General features: G+C 41.9%; 23 protein-coding genes. 5 read left to right on the forward strand and 18 right to left on the reverse strand.

Annotation, left to right across the window (positions count from 1 at the left end; translation table 11 throughout):
- Positions 1-199: 199 nt before the first annotated feature.
- From V7K40_RS31535 to V7K40_RS31550, 4 genes are all read right to left on the reverse strand, one after another.
- Positions 200-1,381: an FAD binding domain-containing protein gene (locus V7K40_RS31535; RefSeq protein ID WP_334966814.1), complete on the reverse strand. Its 1,182-nt coding sequence runs from the start codon at positions 1,379-1,381 to the stop codon at positions 200-202.
- A 40-nt stretch (positions 1,382-1,421) separates the two neighbouring features.
- Positions 1,422-2,066, reverse strand: a complete 645-nt coding sequence (locus tag V7K40_RS31540; RefSeq protein ID WP_334966815.1) for a DsbA family oxidoreductase — start codon at positions 2,064-2,066, stop codon at positions 1,422-1,424.
- 203 nt (positions 2,067-2,269) lie between these two features.
- On the reverse strand, positions 2,270-2,908 hold the full coding sequence (locus tag V7K40_RS31545) for a histidine phosphatase family protein (RefSeq protein WP_334966816.1): 639 nt from the start codon (positions 2,906-2,908) through the stop codon (positions 2,270-2,272).
- 160 nt (positions 2,909-3,068) lie between these two features.
- Positions 3,069-3,323, reverse strand: a complete 255-nt coding sequence (locus tag V7K40_RS31550; RefSeq protein ID WP_334966817.1) for a hypothetical protein — start codon at positions 3,321-3,323, stop codon at positions 3,069-3,071.
- A gap of 691 nt (positions 3,324-4,014) precedes the next feature.
- Between V7K40_RS31550 and V7K40_RS31555 the strand changes: the two genes are divergently transcribed.
- From V7K40_RS31555 to V7K40_RS31570, 4 genes are all read left to right on the forward strand, one after another.
- Complete coding sequence (locus V7K40_RS31555) at positions 4,015-5,907, forward strand: lipoxygenase family protein (RefSeq protein WP_334966818.1); 1,893 nt, start codon at positions 4,015-4,017, stop codon at positions 5,905-5,907.
- Between the two features lie 109 nt (positions 5,908-6,016).
- Positions 6,017-7,366: a cytochrome P450 gene (locus V7K40_RS31560; RefSeq protein ID WP_334966819.1), complete on the forward strand. Its 1,350-nt coding sequence runs from the start codon at positions 6,017-6,019 to the stop codon at positions 7,364-7,366.
- Positions 7,367-7,562: 196 nt separating this feature from the next.
- Positions 7,563-8,147 carry a hypothetical protein gene (locus V7K40_RS31565; protein WP_334966820.1) on the forward strand — a complete coding sequence of 195 codons (585 nt, stop codon included), beginning with the start codon at positions 7,563-7,565 and terminating at the stop codon, positions 8,145-8,147.
- 22 nt (positions 8,148-8,169) lie between these two features.
- Positions 8,170-8,319, forward strand: coding sequence for a hypothetical protein (locus V7K40_RS31570; protein ID WP_334966821.1), 150 nt, complete (start codon positions 8,170-8,172; stop codon positions 8,317-8,319).
- On the opposite strand, the gene V7K40_RS31575 is transcribed toward V7K40_RS31570, so the two are convergent.
- The 12 genes from V7K40_RS31575 to V7K40_RS31630 form a co-directional block, all read right to left on the reverse strand.
- Entirely contained in the window at positions 8,305-8,547 is a 243-nt protein-coding gene (locus tag V7K40_RS31575; protein ID WP_334966822.1) for a hypothetical protein, read from the reverse strand. The two genes, V7K40_RS31570 and V7K40_RS31575, sit on opposite strands and share 15 nt — an antisense overlap.
- A gap of 141 nt (positions 8,548-8,688) precedes the next feature.
- Positions 8,689-9,777, reverse strand: a complete 1,089-nt coding sequence (locus tag V7K40_RS31580) for a sulfonate ABC transporter substrate-binding protein (protein ID WP_334966823.1) — start codon at positions 9,775-9,777, stop codon at positions 8,689-8,691.
- 404 nt (positions 9,778-10,181) lie between these two features.
- On the reverse strand, positions 10,182-11,045 hold the full coding sequence (locus tag V7K40_RS31585) for a TauD/TfdA family dioxygenase (RefSeq protein WP_334966824.1): 864 nt from the start codon (positions 11,043-11,045) through the stop codon (positions 10,182-10,184).
- A 37-nt stretch (positions 11,046-11,082) separates the two neighbouring features.
- Positions 11,083-12,189: an aliphatic sulfonate ABC transporter substrate-binding protein gene (locus V7K40_RS31590; protein ID WP_334966825.1), complete on the reverse strand. Its 1,107-nt coding sequence runs from the start codon at positions 12,187-12,189 to the stop codon at positions 11,083-11,085.
- 310 nt (positions 12,190-12,499) lie between these two features.
- Complete coding sequence (locus V7K40_RS31595; protein ID WP_334966826.1) at positions 12,500-13,321, reverse strand: class I SAM-dependent methyltransferase; 822 nt, start codon at positions 13,319-13,321, stop codon at positions 12,500-12,502.
- A gap of 79 nt (positions 13,322-13,400) precedes the next feature.
- The gene (locus V7K40_RS31600; protein WP_334966827.1) at positions 13,401-14,582 is read right to left on the reverse strand and encodes an acyl-CoA dehydrogenase family protein; all 1,182 of its coding nucleotides are present in this window, start codon (positions 14,580-14,582) and stop codon (positions 13,401-13,403) included.
- Positions 14,583-14,879: 297 nt separating this feature from the next.
- Complete coding sequence (locus V7K40_RS31605) at positions 14,880-16,361, reverse strand: amidohydrolase family protein (protein ID WP_334966828.1); 1,482 nt, start codon at positions 16,359-16,361, stop codon at positions 14,880-14,882.
- Positions 16,362-16,461: 100 nt separating this feature from the next.
- Entirely contained in the window at positions 16,462-17,943 is a 1,482-nt protein-coding gene (locus V7K40_RS31610) for an amidohydrolase family protein (RefSeq protein WP_334966829.1), read from the reverse strand.
- Positions 17,944-18,052: 109 nt separating this feature from the next.
- Positions 18,053-18,385, reverse strand: a complete 333-nt coding sequence (locus tag V7K40_RS31615) for a hypothetical protein (protein WP_334966830.1) — start codon at positions 18,383-18,385, stop codon at positions 18,053-18,055.
- Positions 18,358-19,602, reverse strand: coding sequence for an ABC transporter substrate-binding protein (locus V7K40_RS31620; RefSeq protein WP_334966831.1), 1,245 nt, complete (start codon positions 19,600-19,602; stop codon positions 18,358-18,360). Before V7K40_RS31620 ends, V7K40_RS31615 begins: the two co-directional genes overlap by 28 nt.
- Positions 19,603-19,621: 19 nt before the next feature.
- The gene (locus V7K40_RS31625) at positions 19,622-19,951 is read right to left on the reverse strand and encodes a ferredoxin family protein (RefSeq protein WP_273764792.1); all 330 of its coding nucleotides are present in this window, start codon (positions 19,949-19,951) and stop codon (positions 19,622-19,624) included.
- Positions 19,948-21,576: an FAD-binding protein gene (locus tag V7K40_RS31630; RefSeq protein WP_334966832.1), complete on the reverse strand. Its 1,629-nt coding sequence runs from the start codon at positions 21,574-21,576 to the stop codon at positions 19,948-19,950. The genes V7K40_RS31625 and V7K40_RS31630 overlap by 4 nt, the downstream gene beginning before the upstream one ends.
- 768 nt (positions 21,577-22,344) lie before the next feature.
- On the opposite strand from V7K40_RS31630, the gene V7K40_RS31635 reads away from it, so the two are divergent.
- Positions 22,345-24,081, forward strand: coding sequence for an iron uptake porin (locus tag V7K40_RS31635; protein ID WP_334966833.1), 1,737 nt, complete (start codon positions 22,345-22,347; stop codon positions 24,079-24,081).
- Between the two features lie 106 nt (positions 24,082-24,187).
- Here V7K40_RS31635 and V7K40_RS31640 read toward each other — a convergent pair whose 3' ends face one another.
- Together V7K40_RS31640 and V7K40_RS31645 are read right to left on the reverse strand one after the other, a co-directional pair.
- Positions 24,188-25,204, reverse strand: coding sequence for a glycosyltransferase family 2 protein (locus V7K40_RS31640; protein WP_334966834.1), 1,017 nt, complete (start codon positions 25,202-25,204; stop codon positions 24,188-24,190).
- A gap of 100 nt (positions 25,205-25,304) precedes the next feature.
- The gene (locus tag V7K40_RS31645; protein WP_334966835.1) at positions 25,305-26,018 is read right to left on the reverse strand and encodes a TVP38/TMEM64 family protein; all 714 of its coding nucleotides are present in this window, start codon (positions 26,016-26,018) and stop codon (positions 25,305-25,307) included.
- Positions 26,019-26,020: the final 2 nt, after the last annotated feature.

The following is a 26,020-nucleotide window of genomic DNA, read 5'->3' on the forward strand; positions in this document are numbered from 1 at the left end:
CCAGTTAAAAAAATATCCCATCGTAGGGACGCAAGGCGAAGATCCCCTACAAATGTACAAATAATTTTGGATAATTTATTTTTTGTCAGTCCCTTAATTGAGCATGGCATCAATGCCTCTTGAAGTAATGAACAATGGCCCTAATTTAAACGCTTGAATCGGTCCTCGAAAACTAACAGATAGTTCGCACCCTGTGACTTTATGCTTTCTGTTGAAGAAGATCCAAGTTCTCACCAAACCGACTTGTCCCGTGGCTGAACTGAGAGCGATTGCCAAGTTGCTGACCAGATACCATAAGTTGCTTACCGTAGGCAAGTTGAAGGGGTTCCCAGCTTTTCAGCGCTTCCCTCACGTCGTGATTATAATTAACCAGAGCATCTGCCAAGGCGATCGCATTCGCGGCAGCTTTTGCTGTACTAGCGGCTGTGTGGGGACGGGGAATAAAGGCAGCATCTCCAACCAGCGCCACCCGTCCAAATGTCATTTGCGGCACTCCCAAATCTAAAATTGCCTGGACAAACGGTTCTTGGGTCGCTGCAACGAGCTTCTGAAACGGGGGAGCTAGGACGGTATTGGCATATGATCGCAATTCTTGCTCAACCGCTGAAGCTAACAGTCCAGGTGGAATGGAATAGTCCCGGCGTTTGTTATTCCGGTCTGTGAGAATGCGAGACAGTTCTGTCGCCTCATCGTAATTGACGTACCAGACCCAGTTAAAGCGGCGTTTTCCAGGCACCAAAGATTCGTGTTCACCAGGGATTATATATTGGAGAATGTGAGAATTGGGGAATTGATAAAATACAAATCGCTCGCTAAAAAGCGCAGCAGCTTCTTCCTCTAGTTCAGCTTCGTTGATTAGTCCTCGATAGGCAACATATCCGGCATACCGATATTGAACATCTGGCAGAAAATAATGTCGTACAGTCGAGTTCGACCCATCAGCACCAATTAATAAATCTGCTGTGTCACTAGTTCCGTCCGCAAAGGAGGCTGTGACCTGTTCACCCATCTGCTGGATCTGGCTCAAGTGTTTTCCGTAATGGTAATGTTCGGCTGGAAAATGTCGCCGCATAGAGCCATACAACAAATTCCAAGAAGTGAGCATTTGGCGCATCGGCATCCGTTGAGCAATGCTGCCATCTGGGTTCAAGTAATAGCGTTCATGTGCCACTACACCAAGTGCTTGAGCGTTAATGCCTGCCCTTTGAAACGCCTCAACCACATCGGGTTGGAGCACAACGCCGCCACCTCGACTATCAAGATCATGGGCAGACCGTTCATAAATATCGACCTCCCAACCGATTGCTCGCAGCATAATCCCAGTAAACAAGCCGCCGAGTGAGCCGCCGATCACAATGGCACGGTTTCCTGTAACTTTCATGGTCATTGAATCCTGGTTGAGGTTTTCCTTGTGACTAGCCTTATGCCATCTCTAGCTCATTGACTGCGGTTTGCAAGGCGGTCAAAAAGACTTCTGTACTCTGGGCACCCACGATTGTTTCTTTGCCGATTTTGATCGTCGGTACGCTGCGAATATTCCGGCTCGCGGCCTGCTGTTCTAGTGCTTTCACTTCTTGAATCCCTTGAGTCGAACTTAGAAATGCTTTGACTGAGTTAGGGTTTAGTCCGACTTCAGCCGCAAGTTTGGTGAGAGTTTCGACCTCAGTGATGTCTTGTCCTTCAGTAAAGTAAGCGTTCATAATCCGCTCAACCATTTCGGTCGCTTTGCCTTCCTGATCAGCTAACCAAGTCAAGCGATGCGCTTTAAGGGTATTCGGTGTGACCTGCATCAAGTCATAGCGAAATTCAATGCCGTCACTTTTGGTTGCCTGCACGGTTTTAGCATCTAGTGATTGTGAGTATTCCCAACTACCAAATTTGTTGGAGCGGTAGGTTTTGCGTTCCATGCCTGCTTCAGGCATGGTCGGATTTAGCTCGAACGGATACCAAACGCGCTTGATTTCAACAGAAGTCTTGAGTTGTTCAATGGCTCGATTCAGTCGTGCATCGACGACTAGACACCACGGGCAGATGAAGTCAGAGGTAATTTCAATCGTTAGAGTCATGATCGTTTTCTGAATTTAGGTTGTAGCTAAATTGCTGACACTCTAACAATATTTTCATTCATTAATAATCATAATTTTCCAATAACGTCTATCATACGGCTATCTCTAGGGTCATTGACACAGGAAGCTGGAAAGTTAGATTTTGTTGCCGCCTTTGCATATATCATGTCAATAGTTTCTTGACAAACTACTAGTAGGGACTATTATGTTCCTGGACGAAAGCGAATATGATCGGGTATATGATGGCGATCGCCCAATATTTCTAACAAAGGACCATTAACGTCAAATTTAACCATACTTACCGACGCGACCAAAATATTCACCCGATAGCGATAGCGTCCCAAATCAATTCCCAGTAAACTGCAAAGCATAATCCGAATCGTGGCTTTATGGGAAACTACTAAAACATTACCTTGGGAATGTTTTTCTTGAATTTCAGCAATTACAGTCATAGAACGGTTAGCAATATCTACCGCAGTTTCTCCACCTAGTGGTGCATTCCAAGCGGGTTCTGTCAACCATTTTACATAGTTTTCTGCGTAATTCTCTTGGACAAACAATTTACTCTTAGTTTCCCATTCGCCGTAACTACCTTCTCTAAGTCCGTCACGCAACTGCATATCCATACCGATAGCATCACAAAATGGCTTGGCAGTTGCAATTGTGCGCTTCATCGGGCTAAGATAAACAGCTTCCCACTTCAATTTTTGATAAACATCGGCAAAACTCTCTGCCATCTGCATCCCTTCTTTTGTCAACTGGGCATCAGTTTCACCGCAGAAATTACCACTTTGACTAAAAGTAGTTTCTCCATGTCGCAGTAAATATAAATTGAGTGTCATAGCTTGTATTGCGATTGGAATAAAGGAGTTTGTGCAAAAATAAAATACCATCAATCTCTCAATCGAGTATGTGACACCAGGACAAAGTAATCAACCAAAAAAGTCAATCAACCACAAATTTTTGATTTCGTTGACAAAAGTAGCGGTTTCAGCTGGTACTCTAGATTGAGCCGGGATACGGATACCGTTGGCGAATTCCCCAAACAGTTAAACTGAACCGATTGAGAACTTTCTGAGCAATTTTATCCCCAGATGCAAGATTCCCCAACTTCAGTTCATTCCGATGCTTTACTAAGGCTACTTGAAGATAACCAATGTGGTTGGCATTTGTTGGTGAAGAAATGCCGCCTCTATCTGAACCAGGACTTACACAACTGGTACAGCGCGATGCCTGCGGCGGGCTAGGCCTACGCATTTTTATAGTATTTATGTACTACACAAAGTGACACATTCAGAAAGCATTGCTAAAATTAGTAACAGTAACCGACTGTGTTAAGTATTCTTCAAATGATGAGAAAATTAATTGAGAATGCATAAAATAAATTCTGTAGTTTATGATATTTATTAAACTTAACTATTGCTAGTAACTTGTTAAGTAGTCAGATTAAACAATTGACTGGCATTGAATCATGTCGATGCCGTAAAGGTCAGATTCAAAGAAATCATGAAAGCTTCGCGCTATTTTAGTCTGGCTAAGGCTCAACGCTGTAATGTGCCACTATTATTTTGAATATTTTTTTAGTTGAGATTCCTATAATGAAAGCTAGAAATCTCTGGTTACTACTGAATCTGAGGATTTTATTGATTAGGAATGAGTTAGGAGTGAGCGAGAAATTATATAAAATTTCTTTGAGAAAAATCAAAAATTTAAATTTGATTGCGATAATACATTTAGCTATAGCAATCCTAAATGAGTCGTGAAAATCTCCGATTCCTCTCTCTGCGCTTTCTGCGCGGCAGTTGCTTCAAGTCGGGGAACCCGCCCAACGCACTGCCTTGCCTCTGTGGTTAATTTATTTTTACAAATGATTTAGGACTGCTATAACTAAAACTTGTGCATCCTCAACTGTTAAAGTTATCTAAACCACTATACGTGAATAGGGGCAATGACTGCTTCATCATCAGATAATTCGATAAGTTACCCAAGTACTCATAGTCTAGACATCACTAGGCAAGAGTATGAATATAACTATACCTATATTCCATCTATTGCTATGGTGGATCGGGTTTCTTTTGCAGAAGAGTTCACCACTAATTGGTATTTTTTATTAGCCCAGCAGTTACGAGTTCTTTTTGTGAATACCTTGATTGTCAACAGAGGAAATCAGGGTTCTGAATCGATTCGTGATGATGTCGAAAGGTTTATTTTAGAAGCCTTGGTCAAGGGAGCAATACCAGCTCAAATCAGCATTCTGGTGAGAATCCTACAAATTATCCCCCAGCTTTTGCTTAAACAGATATCTCAGGATGTTAGAGAACTTGACGATCTTTTCTTTTCTATTCTTAAAGAAAACGGACTTGTGATTCTCAGAGATACTCTAAATCAAATAATTACCCTTCTATATGAAGGACAACCCACAGGACATGCAACCAGTCTCAAGGACTACGAAAATTTGTTTGTGCTGATTGGTGTACCAGTGATCGCCAAAACTTCCCAGGAAGATGAAGTATTTGCCTACATGCGAGTAGCTGGCTACAATCCCGTGATGATCGAGCGAGTAACTAGTCCAGGCGATCGCTTCCCAGTCACAGACGAACATTACCAAGCAGTGATGGGAACTGACGATTCATTAGCAGCCGCAGGACTTGAAGGAAGGCTCTACTTAGCTGATTATAAAATTTTATCCGGTGCGATCAATGGTACATTCCCACATGAACAAAAATATGTCTATGCTCCCCTAGCACTGTTTGCCTTACCTAAAGGCTCAGACCCCACCCGTCTATTGCGTCCGATAGCCATTCAATGCGGTCAAACTCCAGGATCAGATTATCCGATCATTACCCCTAATTCCGGTAAATACGCTTGGCTTTTTGCCAAAACAGTTGTCCAAATAGCAGATGCTAACTTCCACGAACCGATTACTCACCTAGCAAGAACTCACCTGTTAGTTGGTGTTTTTGCGATCGCAACCTATCGACAACTGCCACTTACCCATCCCCTAAGAATTCTGCTGCGCCCGCATTTTGACAGTACCTTAGCAATTAACGATGCTGCCCAACGGATTCTGATTGCTCCTGGCGGTGGTGTCGATAGATTACTCTCAGCATCAATCGATAACTCCCGCGTTTTAACAGTGCTGGGGTTGCAAAGCTATGGGTTCAATAGTGCCATCTTGCCCAAGCAATTCCAACAGCGCGGTGTGGATGATCCCAACCTATTGCCTGTTTATCCTTATCGAGATGATGCACTATTAGTTTGGGATGCCATTCATCAATGGGTTTGGGACTATCTGAATTTATATTACCTCACCGATGAAGATATTCAGAAAGATACAGCCCTGCAAGCATGGGCAGCTGAAATATCAGCTTATGATGGTGGTCGTATCCCCGATTTTGGCGAGAATGGGGGCATCAAAACGCTCAATTACCTCAATGATGCCATTACGCTGATTATTTTCACCGCCAGCGCTCAACATGCTGCGGTTAATTTTCCGCAAAAAGATTTGATGGGCTACGCCGCAGCTATCCCAATGGCAGGTTATTTACCAGCTTCAACTCTCAAAAGAGAAGTTACTGAGCAAGACTACCTGAATTTGCTCCCCCCCTTAGATCAGGCGCAACGGCAATACAATTTACTCAGCTTATTGGGATCGGTATACTATAACAAGCTGGGCCAGTATCAGCAAGGATACTTTACAGACCAGAAAGTAAAACCATTGTTACAGGCATTCCAGACTAATCTTCAGCGGGTAGAAGATACGATTAAGCAACGTAATTTGCAGCGTCCAATTTATGAATATTTGCTTCCTTCTAAAATTCCTCAAAGCATCAATATCTGAATTAGGGACTGGGAACTGGTAACCAGGGAAGGGAGACAAGGAAAAAAAGGAAATAACTAATGCCCAATGTTCTATGAACAATGACCATTAAAACTCCAAAGTAAATATTATGACACTTAAAGATAAAGTCCTACAAGGTCATGACCGCCAGCTTTGGCTTGCACCTATACTAGCCAAAGTAGGTTATGACACTGCGATCGGCAAGTTTGTGCGCTTAGTTTTTTATTACATGGATGCCTCAATCATGCTCAACGCATGGCGAGACTTTCTCTACATCCGAAAGGACAATATTGGAGACAAGTATTTTGCCGTGGATCAAGCAATTATGCATTCCTCTCACTCCCAAGTGAAGGAACTAATGCAAACCCAACCACAGCTGCGGGGAAATGATTTAGGTATCATCAGAATATTAGCTCCTAGTTACCTGCTGGATAATCCTCTGAGCTTAGGAACCAACGGTAACGAACACACAGGACTGCGTGCTGTGTTCTTACAAGCCTTACCAGAACCGTCTCAACAGATAGACTTTTTAGGGTATCTAGTTGAGCAAAGCCTGTTAGAGGCTGCTAGACAGAGCAAATTACACATCGGCAACGATTTGCCAAAGATTATGCTGTCGATTTTGCACCAACTGGTTTTTCAGATATCTTTATCTGAGGAAGAAATCACAGCATCAAGTAGTTACATTAAAGGTTTAGCTCTCGCATCCTTGCCAAATTTTATTAGCAAGTATCTGCTGGCAATATTAACAGCGCCAAATATTCGGCATCGCAAGCATTTAACCAAGCGATATAAACAATCTGCCAAATGGGCATCTTACTTTGAAACAGGTGCTCAGTATCAGTTGAACGAACACCAAATCGCTAATAGCCTTTTTGATATGATTCATATTGCTGGTACTGCCGGCACAAGTGGGCTTTTAGGATCTGTTATTGGTGTTCTATGCCTGGATAATGCCCTCAGAAATGATATATTGTCAGAAGTCAATGCTGTTTGGAATGCCAAGGAAAGTTTAGACCCAGACGCTCTAGAACAGTCAACACTTCTCAATCAAGTGATTTTGGAAACAGCTCGTCTCTATCCACCTGTGCGATTTGTTAGCCAACTTACCACTGAAGCAGGTGAAGTTGAGATTGGAGAAAAAAAATGCCCATTCCAAAAAGGTACTCGCTTACTTGGCTCTATTTTTACAGCTAATCGGGATGCCAACAGATACCAAAATCCAGATGATTTTGACACAACACGGAATTTTTCAGATATCTTATCTTGGAACGGCGAAGGGCATGAGCGAGCCTGTCCTGGTAGAACCTTATCAATTGGCTTTATCAAGATTTTCTGTTTACATCTGCTCAAGAACTATCAATGGGACTCAATTACAGAAGTCAAGTGGGATTTTGAAAAAGTGACTGCTGTTACTCCTAATAGTTTAGTGCTACAAGGTTTTGCTCCACGGGTGTGAGTGAAAATGTCAGGTTTGGAGTTAGAGAATTGTCTTGGAAGCCTACACTGACTCTCGTTGAGTCAGTGTAGGAGTATGTCACGGTAATATTCATCTGTTTGGTGTATCGCCAAATTTTTAGACATCCTCTTATAAGCCTGTAATCATTTTTATTTTTTTGTGTGTATTACTTACGAAGTAGGAATTACAAATTAGTATGGCTGAATTAATCGAGAAAAAGCAACTCAATAATATTGCAACCTGGATGATTCCAATCAAACAAACAAACTTACCATCTGTCCTTAAGGGTGTATTTTTTATGGATGGTAATCCACTGCCAGATACTTGCATCACTATGTACAATTTAGAATGGGATACCCAGAAAAGAAGCTTGGATTTACCAGTCTTTGCACCGTTGCAGTGGACTTTTCATAACTCGATTGGTGGCTGGATATTACTATATTTTATTCAATGGTTTAAAGTAACTTACAAAATTCAGTTTACAGATGAAACTTTGCAGCAAGCTCAAATCATCCCTTTTTTGCTAGGAATAGAAATTTCAACATCGATTGTAAGTTTTACAATGTCTCAAGACAAAAATTCTTCCAATGGAGATATCTGGCACAGAAAGAACGTTTGGTTTGGGGGATTTTCTAGGGCTGGGGAGTATACTCTTTGCAAGGTTGTTGGTGAAGATGGTCGTTATACTCCAGCTTTTAACAATATGCTTACTAGGGTTCCAAATGAGTGTTTAGTGATTGCAAGAAACTCAAAAGACAACGCATATAGCAATCCTATTTGAGCAGGGAGGGCAAATTCGGGCGATGCCTACGGCGGTAAACTACGCACTTACTACCTATGCTGGAGAAATTAACGCTAAACAGGTACTAGGAGCCGGATTTGACAAGCTTCTTGCCAAACCAACAGAGCCAGCCGAGTTAGTAGAAGCGATCGCCAACTTAATAGCTGAATAAACCTGTCTCTACCTGTTTAGCGTTACTTAATATTCTCAGTGTGATGGCTTGATATTGTAGAGTAGGAAGAATCGCTTGTCTAATATCTATCTTACGGGGGATGACTTTTTGTTCAAAATAAAAATTAGCAACACTCTGCTGTTGGGCAATGGTAGCAAGTGTGATTCTTCTCAATCTATAACGACTACGCCGTACCACCTTTTCTACAAATGATTCGCATTCATTCAAAAATCAAGTTTTGAGGTTTAGAAAAAGTGGTTTTTTGTCAATTAGGCTTGTTCAGCATGAAGCATTTAAAAGGATTTAAGATTGGGTATTGGAAAACTCTTTCCTAGTCTCCAGTCCCTAGACTTCATATCTGATTAGTATCTATTTTTCACTTATAAGTGTTGGTGGAGTGATAGCTGCATATTCTTTAGGTGTGAGTAATGCTTCCTGAACATCAATCTTTTTAGGCAAAATTTTTTCGCTATAAAATAAATCTGCGACATTTTGTTGAGCTTTCATCAACTCTGGAGTAATTCCTTTAAGTCGATAGTTAGCGCGTCCAGAAATTCTTTCTTGAATAGGTAGATCAATTTTCAGCACGGGTGCTATTAGTTTGGCTACCTCTTTACGATTTGCTTCTGCCCATTGACCGTTTTTATCAATCTCTTCCAAGATAATCCGAAGTAATTTTGGATTTTCCCTAGCAAACTCTCGTGTTCCTACATAGTATCCTCCTGGAGTACCAATATTTGTGGCATCTCGTAGTACACGCGCACCGTAGAGTTTTTCTACCAAAGCTAAATGAGGATCGCCAGTTACCCAAACTGGAATAGTGCCTTGAATAAATGCACCACGGGCTTCAACATTGGGCATACTCAAGACTTTAATATCACTGTATTTTAAGCCCACTTCTTCTAAAGCTTTGATAATGAAATAGTGAGACGCTGAACCTTTTTGAAAGACGACTTTTTGTCCTTTGATTTGGGCTAAAGTATTAATTGGAGAACCTTTAGGAACTGCGATCGCACTCCCTTTCCCTGAAGTAGCAGTAATTCGTCTACCAGCAAGATAGACGATTCTTGCACCAGCAGCTTGGGCAAAAATGGGAGGAGTTTCTCCAACTGATCCAATATCAATTTTGCCGACATTCATCGCTTCCATGAGTTGCGGACCTTGGGCAAATTGTGCCCATTCAACTTTGACACCCAAGGGTTCTAAACGTTTTTCTAAAACTCCTGTTACTCTAACTAAATCACCAGAGCTTTGATACCCAATTCGCAGCACTTTTGTTTTAAAAGTAATGGTTTTTGTCGCTGCTGGATCTGCTTTCGGTTCAGTTGCAGTATTTGTCTTATCGCTGGTTGACGTACAACTTGTTAATGTGGTAGATAAAGCCAAAAAACCAGGCATTACAAATAATACTACTTTTTTGATTATTGGTGACTTAATTTTAACGGTATTGCTAAACATTTTTATACCTTCAGTTAAAAATAATCTCTGATTTAAAGAAAATCAAATCTTCAATAAATTAATTTCTGTTTTTGATTCCACCTATAATGTTTGAAAACTATTATTTTACGTCTAAACTTTATCTATTATTTAACTTTAATAACGTGTTTATAAATACTATTTTTATTTTTTAATAATATATATTAATATAATTTAACGCAATACAAAATTATAAAATAATTTATTCGTTTCTAATTTTTTAATATATATTTTACATGTTATTTAGCTTATTTTAGTGAAATATTTTTACCTAATAACTCAAGTTTTTCTTCTATCTGATTTATGAATTAGGGTGGATAATTTTAACTTATGATTCTGGTTTTGTAAAGACGCAATTTATTGCATCTCTACTTCAGATATAGAGACTAAAAGGGACGACTACCTGCAAGGCTAACCCGCTTTAATACCCGTCGCTCATTCGGATCGAATGCTTGACGATAATGCAAGGTAGCTTGATTATCCCAGTAGACAATATCACCTACAGACCATTTGTGTTGGTAGTAAAACTTGGGTTGATTTAGATGTTGCCTCAACTGTTCAATCAGTTTAGATCCTTCTTCAGGCTCTAACCCGACAATTTCCACTTCTGTAGCAACATCTAAGTAAAGATGCTTTTTACCACTCTCAGGATGTGTCCTAACTAGAGGATGGGGAAAGATAGGACTTATTAAGGGAATATTCTTGTCTAAACGATACAAAGAGCGGGGTGCATTCCGATCTCGCAAGAATGGGTTGTAGGTAATTAACTGTAAATCTGCAATCCGTTCTTTGGTAGTTTTGTCTAACGCCTCATAGGCCAAATTGGTATTTAACCAATAAGTATTTCCACCTTGAGAAGGTATTTCCAAAGCATAAAGAAGCGAACCACTAGATGGGGTGTGAGTCCATTTGTGGTCAGAATGGAAAGTTAGTTCTCCAGTACCGGTATAGCCACCATCGACGTTGGAAATCAAAATCACCACCGGAGTTTCTCCTGGTTTAGAAGCCAATACTGGAGTTTCATCAGATGGTACAAAGAGTGCGCCAAAGTATAAAGAAAAGTTCAAAAGCTGTTCATCAGAGAGTTGTTGCTTTTTGAAGATCAAGATATGGCGATCGCGCAGAGCTTTCTTAAGTTGTAATATTACTTCAGGTGCAATAGGTTGACTGGCATCAAGATCGGTAACTATGGCTCCCAAAGGGGCATCAATAGACTTAATTTTAACCTCTGTCAAAGTCGAGGTAGGCATAACATTTTCCTATGTTTTAGTTTCTTCTTGGCGATAACTACTTATTCGCTAACACTTCTGAGGGAGTAATTTTGGCGTACTCTTCAGGTGTCAAAAACCCGTCTCTAACATTCACCTTCTTGGGGATAAGTCCTAAGCTGTACCACTTGTCTGCAACTTCCTGTTGCTTGATAATGGTTTTCTCAGTAATTGGTACCAGCCCATAGTCATATTTATCATGCATTATTTCTAGAGTCGGTGGATCTAGCTGAGTTACAGGAGCGAGCAGTTGTGCTACTTCTTTGGGATGATCCTTAGTCCAGATTTCTTTCTTTTCTAGCTCCTCTAAAAACACTTTGATTACATCAGGATGAGCTTGATAAAATTGGCGCGAGGTTGAGTAAAAGTTGCCCGTATCCCTCAACTTACCGCCATCTGCTAAAACACGAGCGATTTTATTTTGTACATTTCTAGTACCAAATGGCTCCCAAATATACCAAGCATCCACCTTGTTCTGACTGAATGCCGCATTTGCATCTGCCGGTGCTAAAAAAACTGATTGGACATCGCTCAGTTTCAATCCCACATCTTCTAATGCCTTAACTAATAGATAGTGGCCAATGGAGGCTTTCTGGAAAGCCACTTTTTTGCCTTTTAAGTCGGTAACACTTTTAATCGGAGAGTTTACAGGAACTAAAAGTGAGATAGATTTCCCACTAGGATGTGTATTAGCTAGATAAACAAGAGGCGCTCCTGCTGCTTGGGAAAATACAGGAGGCGATTCGGCTGTAGATGCGATATCCAGTCCATTTGCATTCAGGGCTTCTAACTGTTGTGGCCCAGCCGCAAACTCAGTCCACTGCACTTTAAAACCTAGAGGCTCTAATCGCTTTTCTAAGGAACCCTGTTTTTCTAAAACTGCTAAAGCGGTAAGTTGTTTTGAACGTACAATCCGTACTACTTGTTTCTCAGTTGACTTCTCTGTAGTGCTAGATGAAACTACAGATTCAGGAGAAACTGTTGACTGTTGAGTGTTATTTTTGGCTTCACCACAACTTGATAGGGTCGTCGATAGCATTAAGCAGTAGCCCAAAGCAAATAATAAAGAACGACGTGTTGTTATCGGGCTTTTTCTAAATTCAAACTTTCCTTTTAAAGCTGGCATAGGTTGTTTTATTGATTTTCCTCTAAGTGGTCAAAACAGTGATGATTAATTGCAATGTCAAAAAGCAAAAAATATTTTTTATTAAGTTATTTAAAAATTAAAAGAAATATTTTTTATTTTTTAAACTTTATCTATGAAATTAAGAAAGAGAGTGAGTATAACCCACCCTGAAACGACTCGAGGAACTGAGAATTTAATAGTTAGGAGGCAAAAATTTAGGAAGTGGAGTGAGAAAGACCCACTCCAATGTTGTGCTAGTGGAAGATTGAAATTTGTGAATGGAACTCTGTTTTATTTGCGTGCAATTTTGCTAGTGCTTCCAAGCGACTAGAATTGTAGCTTTGAGTTCTTCTGTAAAATCTCCAGACGGCTCAACTGCTAGTAACGCTTCTCTAAGATCCTTTTCAAATGCTGGGGCGTTATCACCATAGAAAATTTTCAGAGAGAAAGCTGTAGTGTATAAGTAGCCGAGATAGCTATCGACAGTCCAAGATTTTTCAAATAATACTTCATAGGTTTTTTGACGAGCAAAAGCCGAATTGCCAATTACGACTTCATGGGGAGGATCGACTGGCTTACGAGTGCCTTGTCCTCGTAAGCCAGTTCGGCGTTCTTTACCTAACCATTTTTTCACTACTCCAACAGCAGCTTGTTTCCAAGGTAAATTGCTTTCCCAAGGATTATCACCAGTTTGAAGCAGTGCTAATCCACCATCATCAGTAAGCAATTCATAAAGGCTCTCAAGTACTAATTCACGTTCCATCCAGTGGAAGGCTCTACCAATAGTGGCTAACTTAAATTTCCCTAGACTAGCGTCGATTAACTCTGCTCCTTGTTCTAACCAAGTAATATTATTTGCTCCGACTGCTGCTGCTTGCCGTTTAGCTTCTGCAATCATGTCGGGATCGGGATCGATCGCCACAACTTCTTCAAATTTGGTTCGCAGAGGAATTGAAATTAATCCTGGCCCAGTACCCAAATCAAGGAGTCGTCCTTGACCATTGAGATTAAATATTTCAGCTAGTTTATCGAATACAATCGGTGGGTATTTGGTTCTATATTGAGCGTAGCCCTCAGCGGCTCCTTCAAATAAACTTGGGTCATAAGTAGGAAGTGTTTTTAGTTGAGTCATATCAATTTTGGATTAGTGAGTAGAGACGCGATTCATCGCGTCTTTGAGGATAAAGGTGGAGAGAGAAATAACCAATGACCTAAGAATATTGAGTGATAATGGGTAGCTGCTCGTTAAGTACCCAATCGCCGATCGCTCGCAATTTGTAATCCACAGGATCGTGCAGGGTAAAGGTTCGCAAATCTCGCCAGTAACGGTCAAATCCATATTTGGTTGCAGTGGCGCGAGTTCCCGTAACTTCAAAGATGCGGTTGGTAATATCTATACCTACACGGGTGGCTAATGCTTTGGCTGCGGAAACTGCGATTGCTACTTCTCCCCTTTCTTGATGAGTGAGTTCTACATCTTTTTCCCATGCTGCTTGCACCTTCAAGGCTGCTTGGTCAGCTAGAGCGATCGCAGCTTGAATTTCCACCCAAAAGTCACCGTAATGATGCAGAATATATGGATCTTGAGTAGCATTATCTACTCCTGATGTAATCCACGGTTTAGTAATAGTTTTAGTATATTCACGAGCAGCGGCAAAGGCTCCTTTAGTAATTCCTAGATAAACGTTGGTTTTTGTTAGCTGGGCAATAATGCCAAGAAAAGTTGAGAAGGCACTATCAGGGGGATTAGGTGGCCCCAAAATCTCATCTTTTTCTACTAGGACATTGTTAAATGTATAACTACTGCTATCAGTGCGACGTTGCCCAATATTGTCCCAATCTTGATTGGAAACTAACCCTTCTCTGTCTTTAGGAATTATAAATATAAAGGGCAACTCTACACCATCTTCCAAAGCGGAGAATACCCGATAATCTGCAACGGAAATACCCGTACCAAAGCTTTTAACACCATTAATCCGAAAATTCTCGCCTTCTGGGTTAATTTTCAGCCGAGTATCCCGCGTATTGATGGCGTTTGCCCAAAATAAGTTATTTTTAGCAGTTTCTCTATAATATTTTTCCTTTTGGGACGGCGTGCCGGAAACATGAGCTAAAGCTGTTAAATTGAGATGATTACCATATAATTGACCAATTGATCCATCTGCTTTTGATAGCTTTCTGACAATTTTTAAGGCATCAATCCAAGTTGCACCAATTCCACCATATTGCTTAGGCACAATCAGTGGTAGCAAGCCAGTCTCACGCAGTCTATTAATTTCCTCTTCTGGAATTCCGGCTTGGGCATCCCGTTCAACTGCGGATTGAGCAAGTTCCTTGGATAGAGAAGCTGCTAGGTCTATGTAGTCCTTTGGTTTTGTAATATCTAGCACCATAATCAAATCATTCTTTTAGGGATTTCCAAGAAATAAATTATCCAAATAAACGAACCACAGAGACGCAGAGAACACAGAGGGAGGAGAAATAGAAAGAATTTTTGCATCAGTTTTAGGATATTTTTTAAACTCTCATTTCTCCGTGTCCTCTGCGCCTCTGCGGTTCGTTATTTAAGAGAAATGTAGAGTGGGCAAGACCCACCCTACAAGTGAACAGAGGAAATGGAACATGGAACGTTGTAATTGTCCTTTGTCTTAGTCCTGTGTCCTTAGCAAATGACCAATGACTAATGACAGTTATTTCTTAGCCGCCAGATATTCGTTTGCGGCTTTCTCAACACCTGTACCTTTGAAGAAGTCTTGATTAAGACTGGTGTACAACTCCAAGGGATGGATTGAGAGGAAGTAGCGGAGGTCTTCTTCGGTAATGATTTCCTGTTCTGCCATTGAGTAGGCGTTGGCAGTAACGGCGGTGATATCAGGCACATCCCAGTGGCCGGAATCGGAACCTAAGAAGGCTTTAACTCTGTCCCCAAAGGGATTAGCAGCACGGTTAAATGCTTGGCTTACACGGGTATCGTCTGATTCTGTACCGAAGTAGAAATGATTCAAGAAGCGATCGCGCACATCTTCTGGCTGATCAATTCCTGCTAGTTCAAATTCGTCGAGTTCGCCTGGATCTTCTGGAGACAATAGTTGATGATGGAATCCTAAACCATCACCAATTTTATCTAAGCGTCCATCTACCAGTTCGCCACCGTAGCGAGTATATAACTCTACTAATGCTTCCTTGTCGATAATAGCAGGATTGTTATTTGACAACAAATGTTGTTTATTGCGGGTTTCCCAGTGCCAAATAATATCAGCGTATAGACTAGCACCCCAAGCTGAACCACCTTCTAAAAAGGCAAACTTTAATTGCGGGAAGCGGCGAGTAACTCCACCAAAGAACAGCGATTTGCATAATGCTTCTGCTGCAAAGGCAAAGTGATTTATGTGATTGTACTGGGCGTTGGTAACAGAACGCTGAGTTGTCCAACCTTGGCTAGAAGCGTGAGTTGTAGGTACAACTTTCAGTTCTACGCACTTAGCCCAGAATGGATCGTAATCATACTGGCTATCTAAGCCAAAGTTATCAATCCAAACCACTTCGTTAGCGACTTCTTTGCCATACTTCTCAAAGGCAGGAATTGGACGACGGACGTAACCGGGGATTTGAATCGCTTTAAGTCCCACTACATTCACTGCATATTCCAACTCTTCAATCCCTTCTTCGGGAGTGTGCAGTGGAATCGCGGCAATGGGTGTTAAGCGATCGCTATAAGGGCGGAAAATGTCAGCATGGTAGGTGTTAACTGCCCGACAAACAGCCCGCCGCATTTCTTGGTTGCCGATATTCGGGGCCAAAGTTGCCAAGTTGGGGTACACCACGGCAAAGTCTGTACCTGCTTCTTGCAAGCGCTCATGCAGCAACTTGGGTAAGCTAATGGTAGCCAAATTCAAAGTATTTTTTGTGGGACGACCCCACCAGTTAGGGCGATTGGAGCGATAAGCAAAACGTTCTTCCCAAGTTTGTTTATACCACTTAAAGCGGGAAGATCCTGGTAAATTTTCTTTGAAACGTTCGACAAGTGCAGTTCCACCAACTTGCTCTAAATAATCCAAGACTGCTGGTTCAAATTCCTGAGTATGTACATCGGTGTCAATGATCGGATAACCAAGTTTTTCCCGAATTTGAGCAGACTTGGTTTTTTGTGGACGGTCTAGAGCGATCGTCATGATATTTTATCCTCATCAAATGTTTACAGGCATTGGCAAAAACACCATAAATCGCCGTCAAGAAACAATCCTTTGTAGAGACGGCGATTTATCGCGTCTCTTACCTTTTCGTAGCCAAAAATTCATCTGCGGTTTTCTCGACAGCCGTACCTTTGAAGAAGTCACGATTTAGGCTGGTGTATAACTCCAAGGGATGAATTGACAGGAAATATTGCAAATCTTCTTCAGTGATAATCTTGCGTTCTACCATTGAATAGGTATTGGCAGCGATCGCAGTAATATCAGGTACGTCCCAGTGACCAGAATCGGAACCCAAGAATGCTTTAACGCGATCGCCATAAGGATTAGCTTTGCGGTTAAAGGCTTGAGCTACACGGGTATCATCTGATTCTGTACCGAAGTAGAAATGATTCAAGAAGCGATCGCGGATATCTTCTGGCTTGGTAACTCCCGCAACAGCGAATTCATCCAAATCACCTGGTTCTAAGGGAGATACTAAGTCAGCGTGGAAACCTAAACCACTGCCTAGCTGATCCAAACGACCATGTACTAATTCATCACCATAGCGGGTATATAATTCTAGCAGTTCTTCATAATTAACATTGGCGGGATTGTTGTTTTCCACCATATGATCTTTATTGCGGGTATCCCAGTGCCAAATCAAATCGGTGTACAAACTAGCACCCCAAGCTGAACCTCCTTCTAAAAAGGCAAACTTGAGTGTGGGGAAGCGGTGAGTTACACCACCAAAGAACAGAGATTTACATAGTGCTTCCGCAGCCGATGCAAAGTGACCAATATGATTGTATTGGTAATTGCTAATCGAACGCCGATTTATCCAGCCCATACCGGAAGAGTGGGTGGTGGGTACAACTTTAAGTTCTACGCACTTCGCCCAGAAGGGATCGTAATCATATTTGCTATCCAAGCCAAAGGTGTCAATCCAAATGGCTTCGTTGGCTACTTCTTCGCCATACTTCTCGAAAGCGGGAATCGGGCGGCGGATATGTCCGGGGATTTGAATTGCTTTGAGTCCCAGCACTTTCACCGCATATTCCAATTCTTTGATCGCCTCTTCAGGCGTATTCATGGGAATGGAAGCAATGGGTGTTAAGCGATCGCTATAAGGGCGGAAAATATCAGCGTGGTAGGTGTTAGCTGCACGGCAAACAGCCCGCCGCATTTCTTCATTACCGATGTGCGGTGCCATTGTTGCCAAGTTTGGGTACACAACGGCAAAGTCTGTACCTGCTTCTTGCAAGCGTTCGTGCAGCAACTTCGGCAAACTAACGGTAGCTAAATTTAGGGGATCATTGGTGGGACGAGTCCAGAAGGGAGGGCGGGCGGTGCGGTGAGTGCGGCGTTCTTCCCAAGATTGGTTGAACCATTTAGAGCGAGATGCACCAGGTAAGTGTTCTTGAAAACGTTGTGCGATAGCAGTTCCAGCAACTTGCTCTAAATAGTCTAAGAATGCTGGAGGAAACTCTTGGGTATGTACATCGGTGTCGATGATCGGATAACCCAGTTTTTCCCGAATTTGAGCAGACTTAGTTTTTTTTGGACGGTCTAGTGCAATAGTCATACCATGTTACCTGAATTTTCAAATGAATTGGTCAAACAATTTTGGATTTTAGATTTTGGATTGATTTGACAAATAAATTTATTAGCTCTGTACATCAAGGAATTATTGGTCACCAGGGAAGTAGGAAGCCTTTGAACTTAAGAGTTGAGCCTTTAAGCTTGAGAGTTAAGCCTTTAAGCTTAGGAGTTAAGCCTTTAAGCTTGAGAGTTAAGCCTTTAAACTTAAGAGTTAAGCCTTTAAGCTTGGGAGTTAAGCCTTTAAGCTTGAGAGTTAAGCCTTTGAGCTTGGGAGTTAAGCCTTTGATGCTAAAAATTGCGTTTTTGAAAGACTTAATTACAAAAATCTGTTTTTCTTGCTTAGAAAAGTCACTGATTTCTGCTTCCCCTACTCCCGCATCTGGGATGACAGATAAAATTAACGCTGTTGTTTGTTCACAGCCCAATCTGTTAATTTAAAATTCGACTTTGCTAAACCCTGCGAAACTAAAAAATTCTTAGTGCCTTCTAAAAGTTTCACACCCTCGGCTGGTAATGGTTCTTCTGACACCTGTTGGAGTGGGAACGATACTTTGATGATATCGACGGGATATTTAGTGGTTTGGGCGTGGTACTGATAATATTCTTCAGAATTAGCTATTAAATCCTTGGTTGCTTCTGTGAGAATTGCGTTAAATTTCTGGGGAAAATCAGGCTGTTTATCCAGAAAGCTTTCAGTCGCTACAACTAATGATGTTCCTGAAAGACCCTGATGATTCGCAGAAGAATCAATCACTGGAAACCCTTGTGATTTCAGAAAAGGCCCCAGATCACTTGAAGTTGCATAAGCTGCTACATCACCACGTTCTAAAGCTGCTTTTGCCTCAGTAGTCATCAAGTGGACAACTTTTACATCTTTGTCAATTTTAGCTTCAGCTAACAGACCCAACAGGTATCGATGCATATAAGAACCTTTTTGGGTAGCTATTTTTTGACCTTTAAGTTCAGCGAGCGATCGCGGGCCATTCTTTTTCGCAACTAGCCAGGCGGTTGTATTAAATTGGGTGATTCGCAGCAGTCGGGTTTCAACACCTCTAGCTCTCAGAACTATGGCTGGTGTATCGCCTAAAGAACCAACGTCTAATTGACCTGCGACAAGCGCCTCATTTAGATCCGGCCCGTTAGGAAATCGCGCAAAAGTAATGTTTTTAAATCCTAATTTTTGTAGCTCATGATCTAATATTCCCTTTTTCTTTGCCCAACCAAGTGGCCCTGTAGGTTCTACACTACCTACATAACCTATTCGTAGCGTAGAAATGTTGTTAGATGCAGCTACAGCACTATTAGTATTAATACCCTGAATGGATTGAGCAGATTTAGTTTCGCCTTGGCTACATGCTGTAGTTAGTAGCAGTAGGACACAAGTTAATGAGGTTGATAATTTTGAAGGAAGTTTATAGCGGTTATCGATTGGGTGAAGTACAGTTTTGACTTTTGACTTTTGAACGCCAGTTGCTTCTCCTGTCGGAGACGCTGCGCGAACAAGTCGGCAGAGCCGCCCAACGCACTGGCTCCTTTTGACTTCCCCAAAGGGGTTAGGTCTGTCTGCATACCTGTACCTTACAAAATTGAAAATGGCTATATTTTTACCGATAGAACCTGTTCCTGCTTTGAACGACAGCATGACTATTTTCTCCGCTGTACTATTTCATCTGCTTCAAAATTTGGAATGTTTGATCGACTTTTGCTGTTGAAGTACGTTTATGTCCCCAACCAATGTTTTCACGGTAACTACCCAGTAGCCCAACTTCTGCCAATTCTGCCTCGTTGACTGAAGTCTGCATGTCGCTTTCTGGTGCAACATAAAGAGCATCTACTGGACAATACAATTCGCACATATAACAGGTTTGGCAGTCACTCTGTCTGGCAATGGTTGGCGGTGCATCAGGTACACGGTCAAACACGTTGGTCGGGCAAATATTTACGCAGATATTACAATTTATACATCGCGACTCGCTGACCAACTCAATCACACTAACGCTCCTATTTTGGATGGTAACGGTAACTTTTCTGTACTCTCTAAAGGCTGAACCTTCACCCAAACTTGATCTAATCCGCCACTAATCAGGTAATGTTGCTGGTTAGCATCAAGTTCTGGATAGTCTAGATGTCTGTGCATACCACGAGTTTCTTTACGTTCAATGGCACTGCTGTACATCCATCGGGCTGTGGCTACCATCGCCGCAGCTTCTCGCGCCCGGATTAGTTCTTTATCTGACGTTACCTGGCTACTGCGGAGTTCTTGCCAAAGATGATTTAGCCTACCTAAAGACTCGGTTAAGCCTTGTTCTGTACGGAAATAGTTCTTTTCGTAGGGAAATACTTCAGCTTGGACTGCTTGAATAATTTCATTAGTTGCCATTTGAGAGCGATCGCTTCCACTTTGTAATACTACTTCTCCAACACCCTTAACATCGCGTTGAGTTTTCTGTTCTCCCAAACTGCGCGTATATTCAGCAGCCGATTTCCCAGACCAATAGCCAGAAGATATTGCCCAAGCCGCATTGTGACTACCACCACCAGTGAATCCACCACAAATCAGTTCGCGTGTGGCTGCATCTCCAGCAGCATAGAGTCCCTGTACAGAACTGCTACAACTCTCATCTACAATCCGAATTCCTCCGGTACCGCGCACAGTTCCCTCTAGGCGCAGAGTCACAGGGAAACGTTGGGTAAATGGATCAATGCCTGCACGGTCAAAGGGTAAAAAGAAGTTAGGCTGTGCTAAACGCATAGATGAGCGCATCGATTCAGCCGCTTTGTCTATGATGGCGTAAACTGGCTGTTGCAGCAATGTCTGGGCAATTACTGAACGTCTATGAGAACTTGCCCCCGGAATCACAGTCCCGTCTTCGTAGGTGAAGGTTGCCCAATTATAGAACAGGGTTTTGGTAACTGAAGAAAAGGCGGGGGAGATGCCATAAGCATTAGAAAATTCCATACCCGACATCTCAGCACCTGCTTCAGCCGCCATCAGATAACCATCCCCTGTCAGGACGTTGCATCCTAACGCTTTACTCAAGAAAGCACAGCCGCCTGTAGCAATGATCGTGGCTGGCGATCGCACTATCCATTTACTATCAGTTTGACGGTTTACACCCGTTGCACCACCAACAGCACCATCGTCATCTACCAGTAGTTCTAAGGCGGGGCTGTTGTCTAAAATCTTGACTCCTACCCGTTGAATTTGCCGCCGCATCAGCCGCATATATTCTGGCCCTTGCAGCGATCGCCGATAGGGTTTGCCTTCGTCGTCGGTGGGAAAGGGATAACCCCAGTGTGCTAACTGATTGACGTTTACATAGGTCTGATTCAGGACTCGATCCATCCAGTTGCGATCGGATAAAAACCCACCCAACGATTCCCGACTTGCCTTTGCTGTTTCCCGTGCTTCTGGATCGGGTGGCACATACCACACACCATTACCAGATGCAGCAGCGCATCCAGTCGTACCACAATATCCTTTGTCTACGAGCACAACTCTAGCTCCAGTTGATGCAGCACTCCATGCCGCCCAAGTTCCAGCTGGGCCACCTCCAATCACAAGCACATCTGCTTCTAAGTCGAGTTCAAAATCAGTTGTTAACGTCTTCAGCATTTACAATTTCCCCCCATCGATAAAGTCTTAAGCATCAAGTCTTCACCCCATCGATGCTGCAAAATAAATATTCAGGAATCTGTTTATCTATCTACTCTAGGGCTTACTAGTAGCCTTAAATTGTGGCTCCTTAAGACAGGTTGCCACCAGATTGGCATCAAGTTAAATACTTTATCTTGATAGATAAACCGTAGTTTTTAATATAACAAAGCTTTTCACAGTTTTCGACAAAAAGCAAGCTTTTTAGCAAACAAATTCAAACATAAAGTTATGTAAAATAAATTCTATTATCTATCCCAATAGCCTTGCTTTTTACGGCGTTTTGTGCAAATATCCAATGTTAGTACATAAAGTACTTAATTTCGATAGATTTACCGTTGTTTAAGAAATTTTTCCAAACAAGAGCAAGGAATCCTATTCCGGCTCAAGGCATCTACCAATGTTTTTCAGAGTTCGAGCAAGAGTGAAAGTAGCTAATAGCTAATCAGCTGTTTAGCGTCTAAAGTTTATAAATTGTCAAAAGTTTTTACCAGAAGTCTTTTAAAAAAAATTACTTTTTTGAAAGTAAATGTGTAGCGGTGAAACAGCGCTAAGTCTTTGCAACAAATGAATTAGCTCTAGGAGCGTACAGATGTATGCCCTACTTGGAAATCGAAGAAATTTCAAGAATTATATATACAGATGTTCGCTCTTGCACAAAGTCTTGTAGCTACCGAAGAAGATTGAGCAGCGGAATTTAGTTGATATTGTGTGAGGAACAAACAACCCATGTCTAAAGTCTTGTGGAATTATTTGCTAGTGATTCCTACTTTGTTCGGTGGACTTGTAGTCCTGTCTTCAGTTACACTCGCTGCTGAAGTAGAAAAGACAACACAGCCGACACAGCAATTAATACCAATTGAAAAAATTACCCCAACTACCATTACTCAAAGTACTTCACCTGAATCATCTTTTGAACCTTCTCTTAGCAGATCAAAAGTTCCAGTTTTAGCAGTCGCTAGCGATCGCATGGAGCAAGTTACATCTGTTTCGCAACTATCTGATGTTAATCCTAGAGATTGGGCCTTTCAAGCATTACAGTCTCTAGTTGAACGTTATGGTGTGATTACAGGATATCCAGATGGCACATTTAAAGGTAATCGGGCGCTGACTCGTTATGAATTTGCCGCAGGCTTAAATGCAGCCCTCGATCGCCTCAAGGAATTGATTGCTACTAGCACTGGAGAGTTGGTACGAAAGGAAGACTTGGCTACTCTGCAAAAGCTGCAAGAACAATTTGCACCTGAACTCACCGCCTTAGGTAAAAAGATAGATGCTTTAGAAACGCGTCAAGCTAAGGTAGAAGCTAATCAATTCTCTACAACTACCAAACTGGTTGGTGACGCAATATTCTTGGTAGCAGATACATTTGGCGATCGCGCCAATAATACTCCTGCTAATGATACTACAGATAACACTCAAACCTTCTTTGCTTACCGTGCCAGACTTAACTTTCAAACGAGCTTTACTGGCAAAGATCAACTAACCACTCTTTTAACAGCAGGAAATAACATTCCTAACTTGACAGCTACTACCGGAACCGCCATGACCCGTTTTACCTTTGATGGTGAGGGGAGAGCTGATACGTATCTTAGTCAGTTAACATATCGTTTCCCATTAGGCTCAAAAGCTACTGTCTGGGTAGGTACTAGAGCACTTCAACCAGCTGTGTTTAATCCCACCTTAAATGGCTCCATTGGTGGGTTAAATGGTGCTGCTTCCCGGTTTTCCGCATTCAACCCTACTGTTTACCGACCTGGTTTTGATGGTGCTGGTGCAGCTTTGGCTTATAAGTTTAGCGATCGATTGCAATTAAGCTTAGGTTACATAGCAGATGACTCTAAAGTTAATCAAGCAGTCAGCGGGAAAGGACTTTTCAATGGCACCAATGCGGCAGTTGTACAGCTAACTATATCGCCCAGTCGCCAGCTAGATATTGGTCTGACCTACACCCGTAAATACTATAGTGATAACACTACTGGTGCTGACCCTAATTTTAACGTCACTGGTGGGACAGGTAGCATTTTCGCCAGAAATCCTTTTGAACAAAACTCCACTACAACTAATAACTTCGGACTTCAATTTAACTGGAGAGCTACTCCGAGCTTGAGTTTGGGTGGTTGGTTCGGCTATACACGCGCCCACCAGAACAGAGGAGGTGATAGTGATGCGACGATCATTAATACTGCGCTCACAGTTGGTTTTCCAGACTTGCTTAAAAAAGGCAATCTGGGTGGGATTATCGTTGGAATACCACCTAAAGTCACGAGTAGTGATTATAGAAATAGGGCTGGGCTTCTTCGGGAAGATCCAAGTACCTCTTTACACTTAGAGGCTTTTTACACTTACCGGGTGAATGATAACATCACTATTACTCCAGATATTTATCTGATTACCAAACCAGAACATAACGATAATAACGATCCGATTTGGGTAGGTGCGCTCCGCACTAACTTTACTTTCTAGCCCACAAACTTTTTCTTTAAGAAATATCGATGAATATGGAAATATGGAAAGCCTAACTCATGACTAAAAGTCACGAGTGTGCGGCTTGCAAAAATCAAAACCAATGTCAATACTTGTCTACATTTTGAATAGCAGCATCTTCTAAATTACCTAGTTTGTCAGAATTCTTCGTTGACTTGGAGGATTTGTAATGTAAACCACCTACCTCAGCCAAAGTATAGAGGGGCCTAGCTTTAACTTCTTCGTAGATCCGCCCTATATATTCGCCTAAGATGCCAACACTGACTAACTGCACAGATCCCAGAAAGAAAATTGCCATCAAAATAATTGTAAACCCAGTTAAAGGCGAATGGGGCAGAAAAAGACGCCAATACAAGACTAATAAAGCCATCAAGATAGCCGCCACCGCTGCTACTAACCCCAAGTAGGTTGATAACCGCAGTGGCACTATTGAAAAGGATACTAGACCATTAATGGCAAGCGCCAAGGATTTGCTGAAAGTGTATTTAACTTCCCCAGCAAAGCGGGGGTTGCGCTGGAACCGAATTGCTGTTTGCTGAAAGCCAACCCAAGAACGCAGACCACGAATGTAGCGGTTGCGTTCTGGCATAGAATTGAGAATATCTACGATCTGCCGATCCATTAAACAAAAATCACCAGTATCAGTAGGAATCTCTACATCTGCAAGCTTTTTGAGAAGGCGATAAAAAAAGTAGGCAGTAAAACGCTTAAACCATCCTTCTTTGAGGCGTTGAGTGCGTTGAGCGTAGACGACTTGATAGCCCTGTCGCCATTTTTGAATCATATCTGGGATTAGTTCTGGTGGATCTTGTAAGTCAGCATCAAGGATGACGATAACTTGACCCCGGACAAAATTAAGACCAGCAGTGACTGCAATCTGGTGACCAAAGTTACGAGCAAAGCTCAGATAGCAAATACGCGGGTCTTTTTGATGGAGGTCTCGTAGTAATTGTAGGGAGCGATCGCGGCTACCATCATTGATTAAAATTAATTCTACAGGACCATCCATCCGATTCATTACTGCACTGAGTCTGCAGTAAAGTTCAGGAATAATTTCTTCTTCATTATAAATTGGAACAATCAATGAATACTTTGGTATCATCTATAAATCCCGTTTAATTTTTGAACAGACAAGCTGACGCACTGCTTGTTATAATAAAGGTTTGGTTCTCAGTATACCTAGCAAGACTCAAGTCAGATTATCATAATTTATTGTTCGGATTTGTGTAATCTGAAGATTCTGATTTTTTCAGGTTTTCTACAGCTTTTTTGGGAAAAGTCCGACGATGGCGATACCAAGTAGATCCTCCTACCAGTATTCCAGATAAGCCTAAGGCGAGTAGTAACGGCAAGAAATCGCCTGTATTGACTGCCTTCAGACCAGAACTACCTAGTAGTACAAAAGGTAAGACACTAGGAACAGTACCAAGTGTTGTACCTACAACATAATCTTTAAAGCTGATCGAAGTCAGTCCAGCGACAAAGTTGACCAAACCATATGGCATGATCGGTACTAGTCGGATGGCAAACATATAAAAAAGCCCTCCACGACGCACTTCAGCATCCATAGCTTGCCAGCGTCCTGCTAGTCGGTTTGCAACTGTTTTGCGTCCAATAGTCCGAGTAAAAATAAAGGCAATTATTGCTGCAATAACTGCTCCAACACTAGTCCAGAAAGTACCCAGCCAAGGGCCAAAAATTGCACCTCCAGTCAAATTAAGCACTGTTGAGGGCAAAACTAACATAGTTGCCACAACGTACAAGGCAACATAAATAATAGGTGCCCAGATTCCAGAAGATTTCAGCAATGCTTGAATTTTTGCTGGTTCAATACCGCCAATCAGATATAGTGCTACACCAGTTGCAATAATGCAACTCAATGTGAGTAATAAAATACCAGTTTTTAAGTTCCACACTA

Origin of the sequence: Nostoc sp., assembly GCF_036917195.1 — a bacterium.
Lineage (GTDB): Bacteria > Cyanobacteriota > Cyanobacteriia > Cyanobacteriales > Nostocaceae > Nostoc.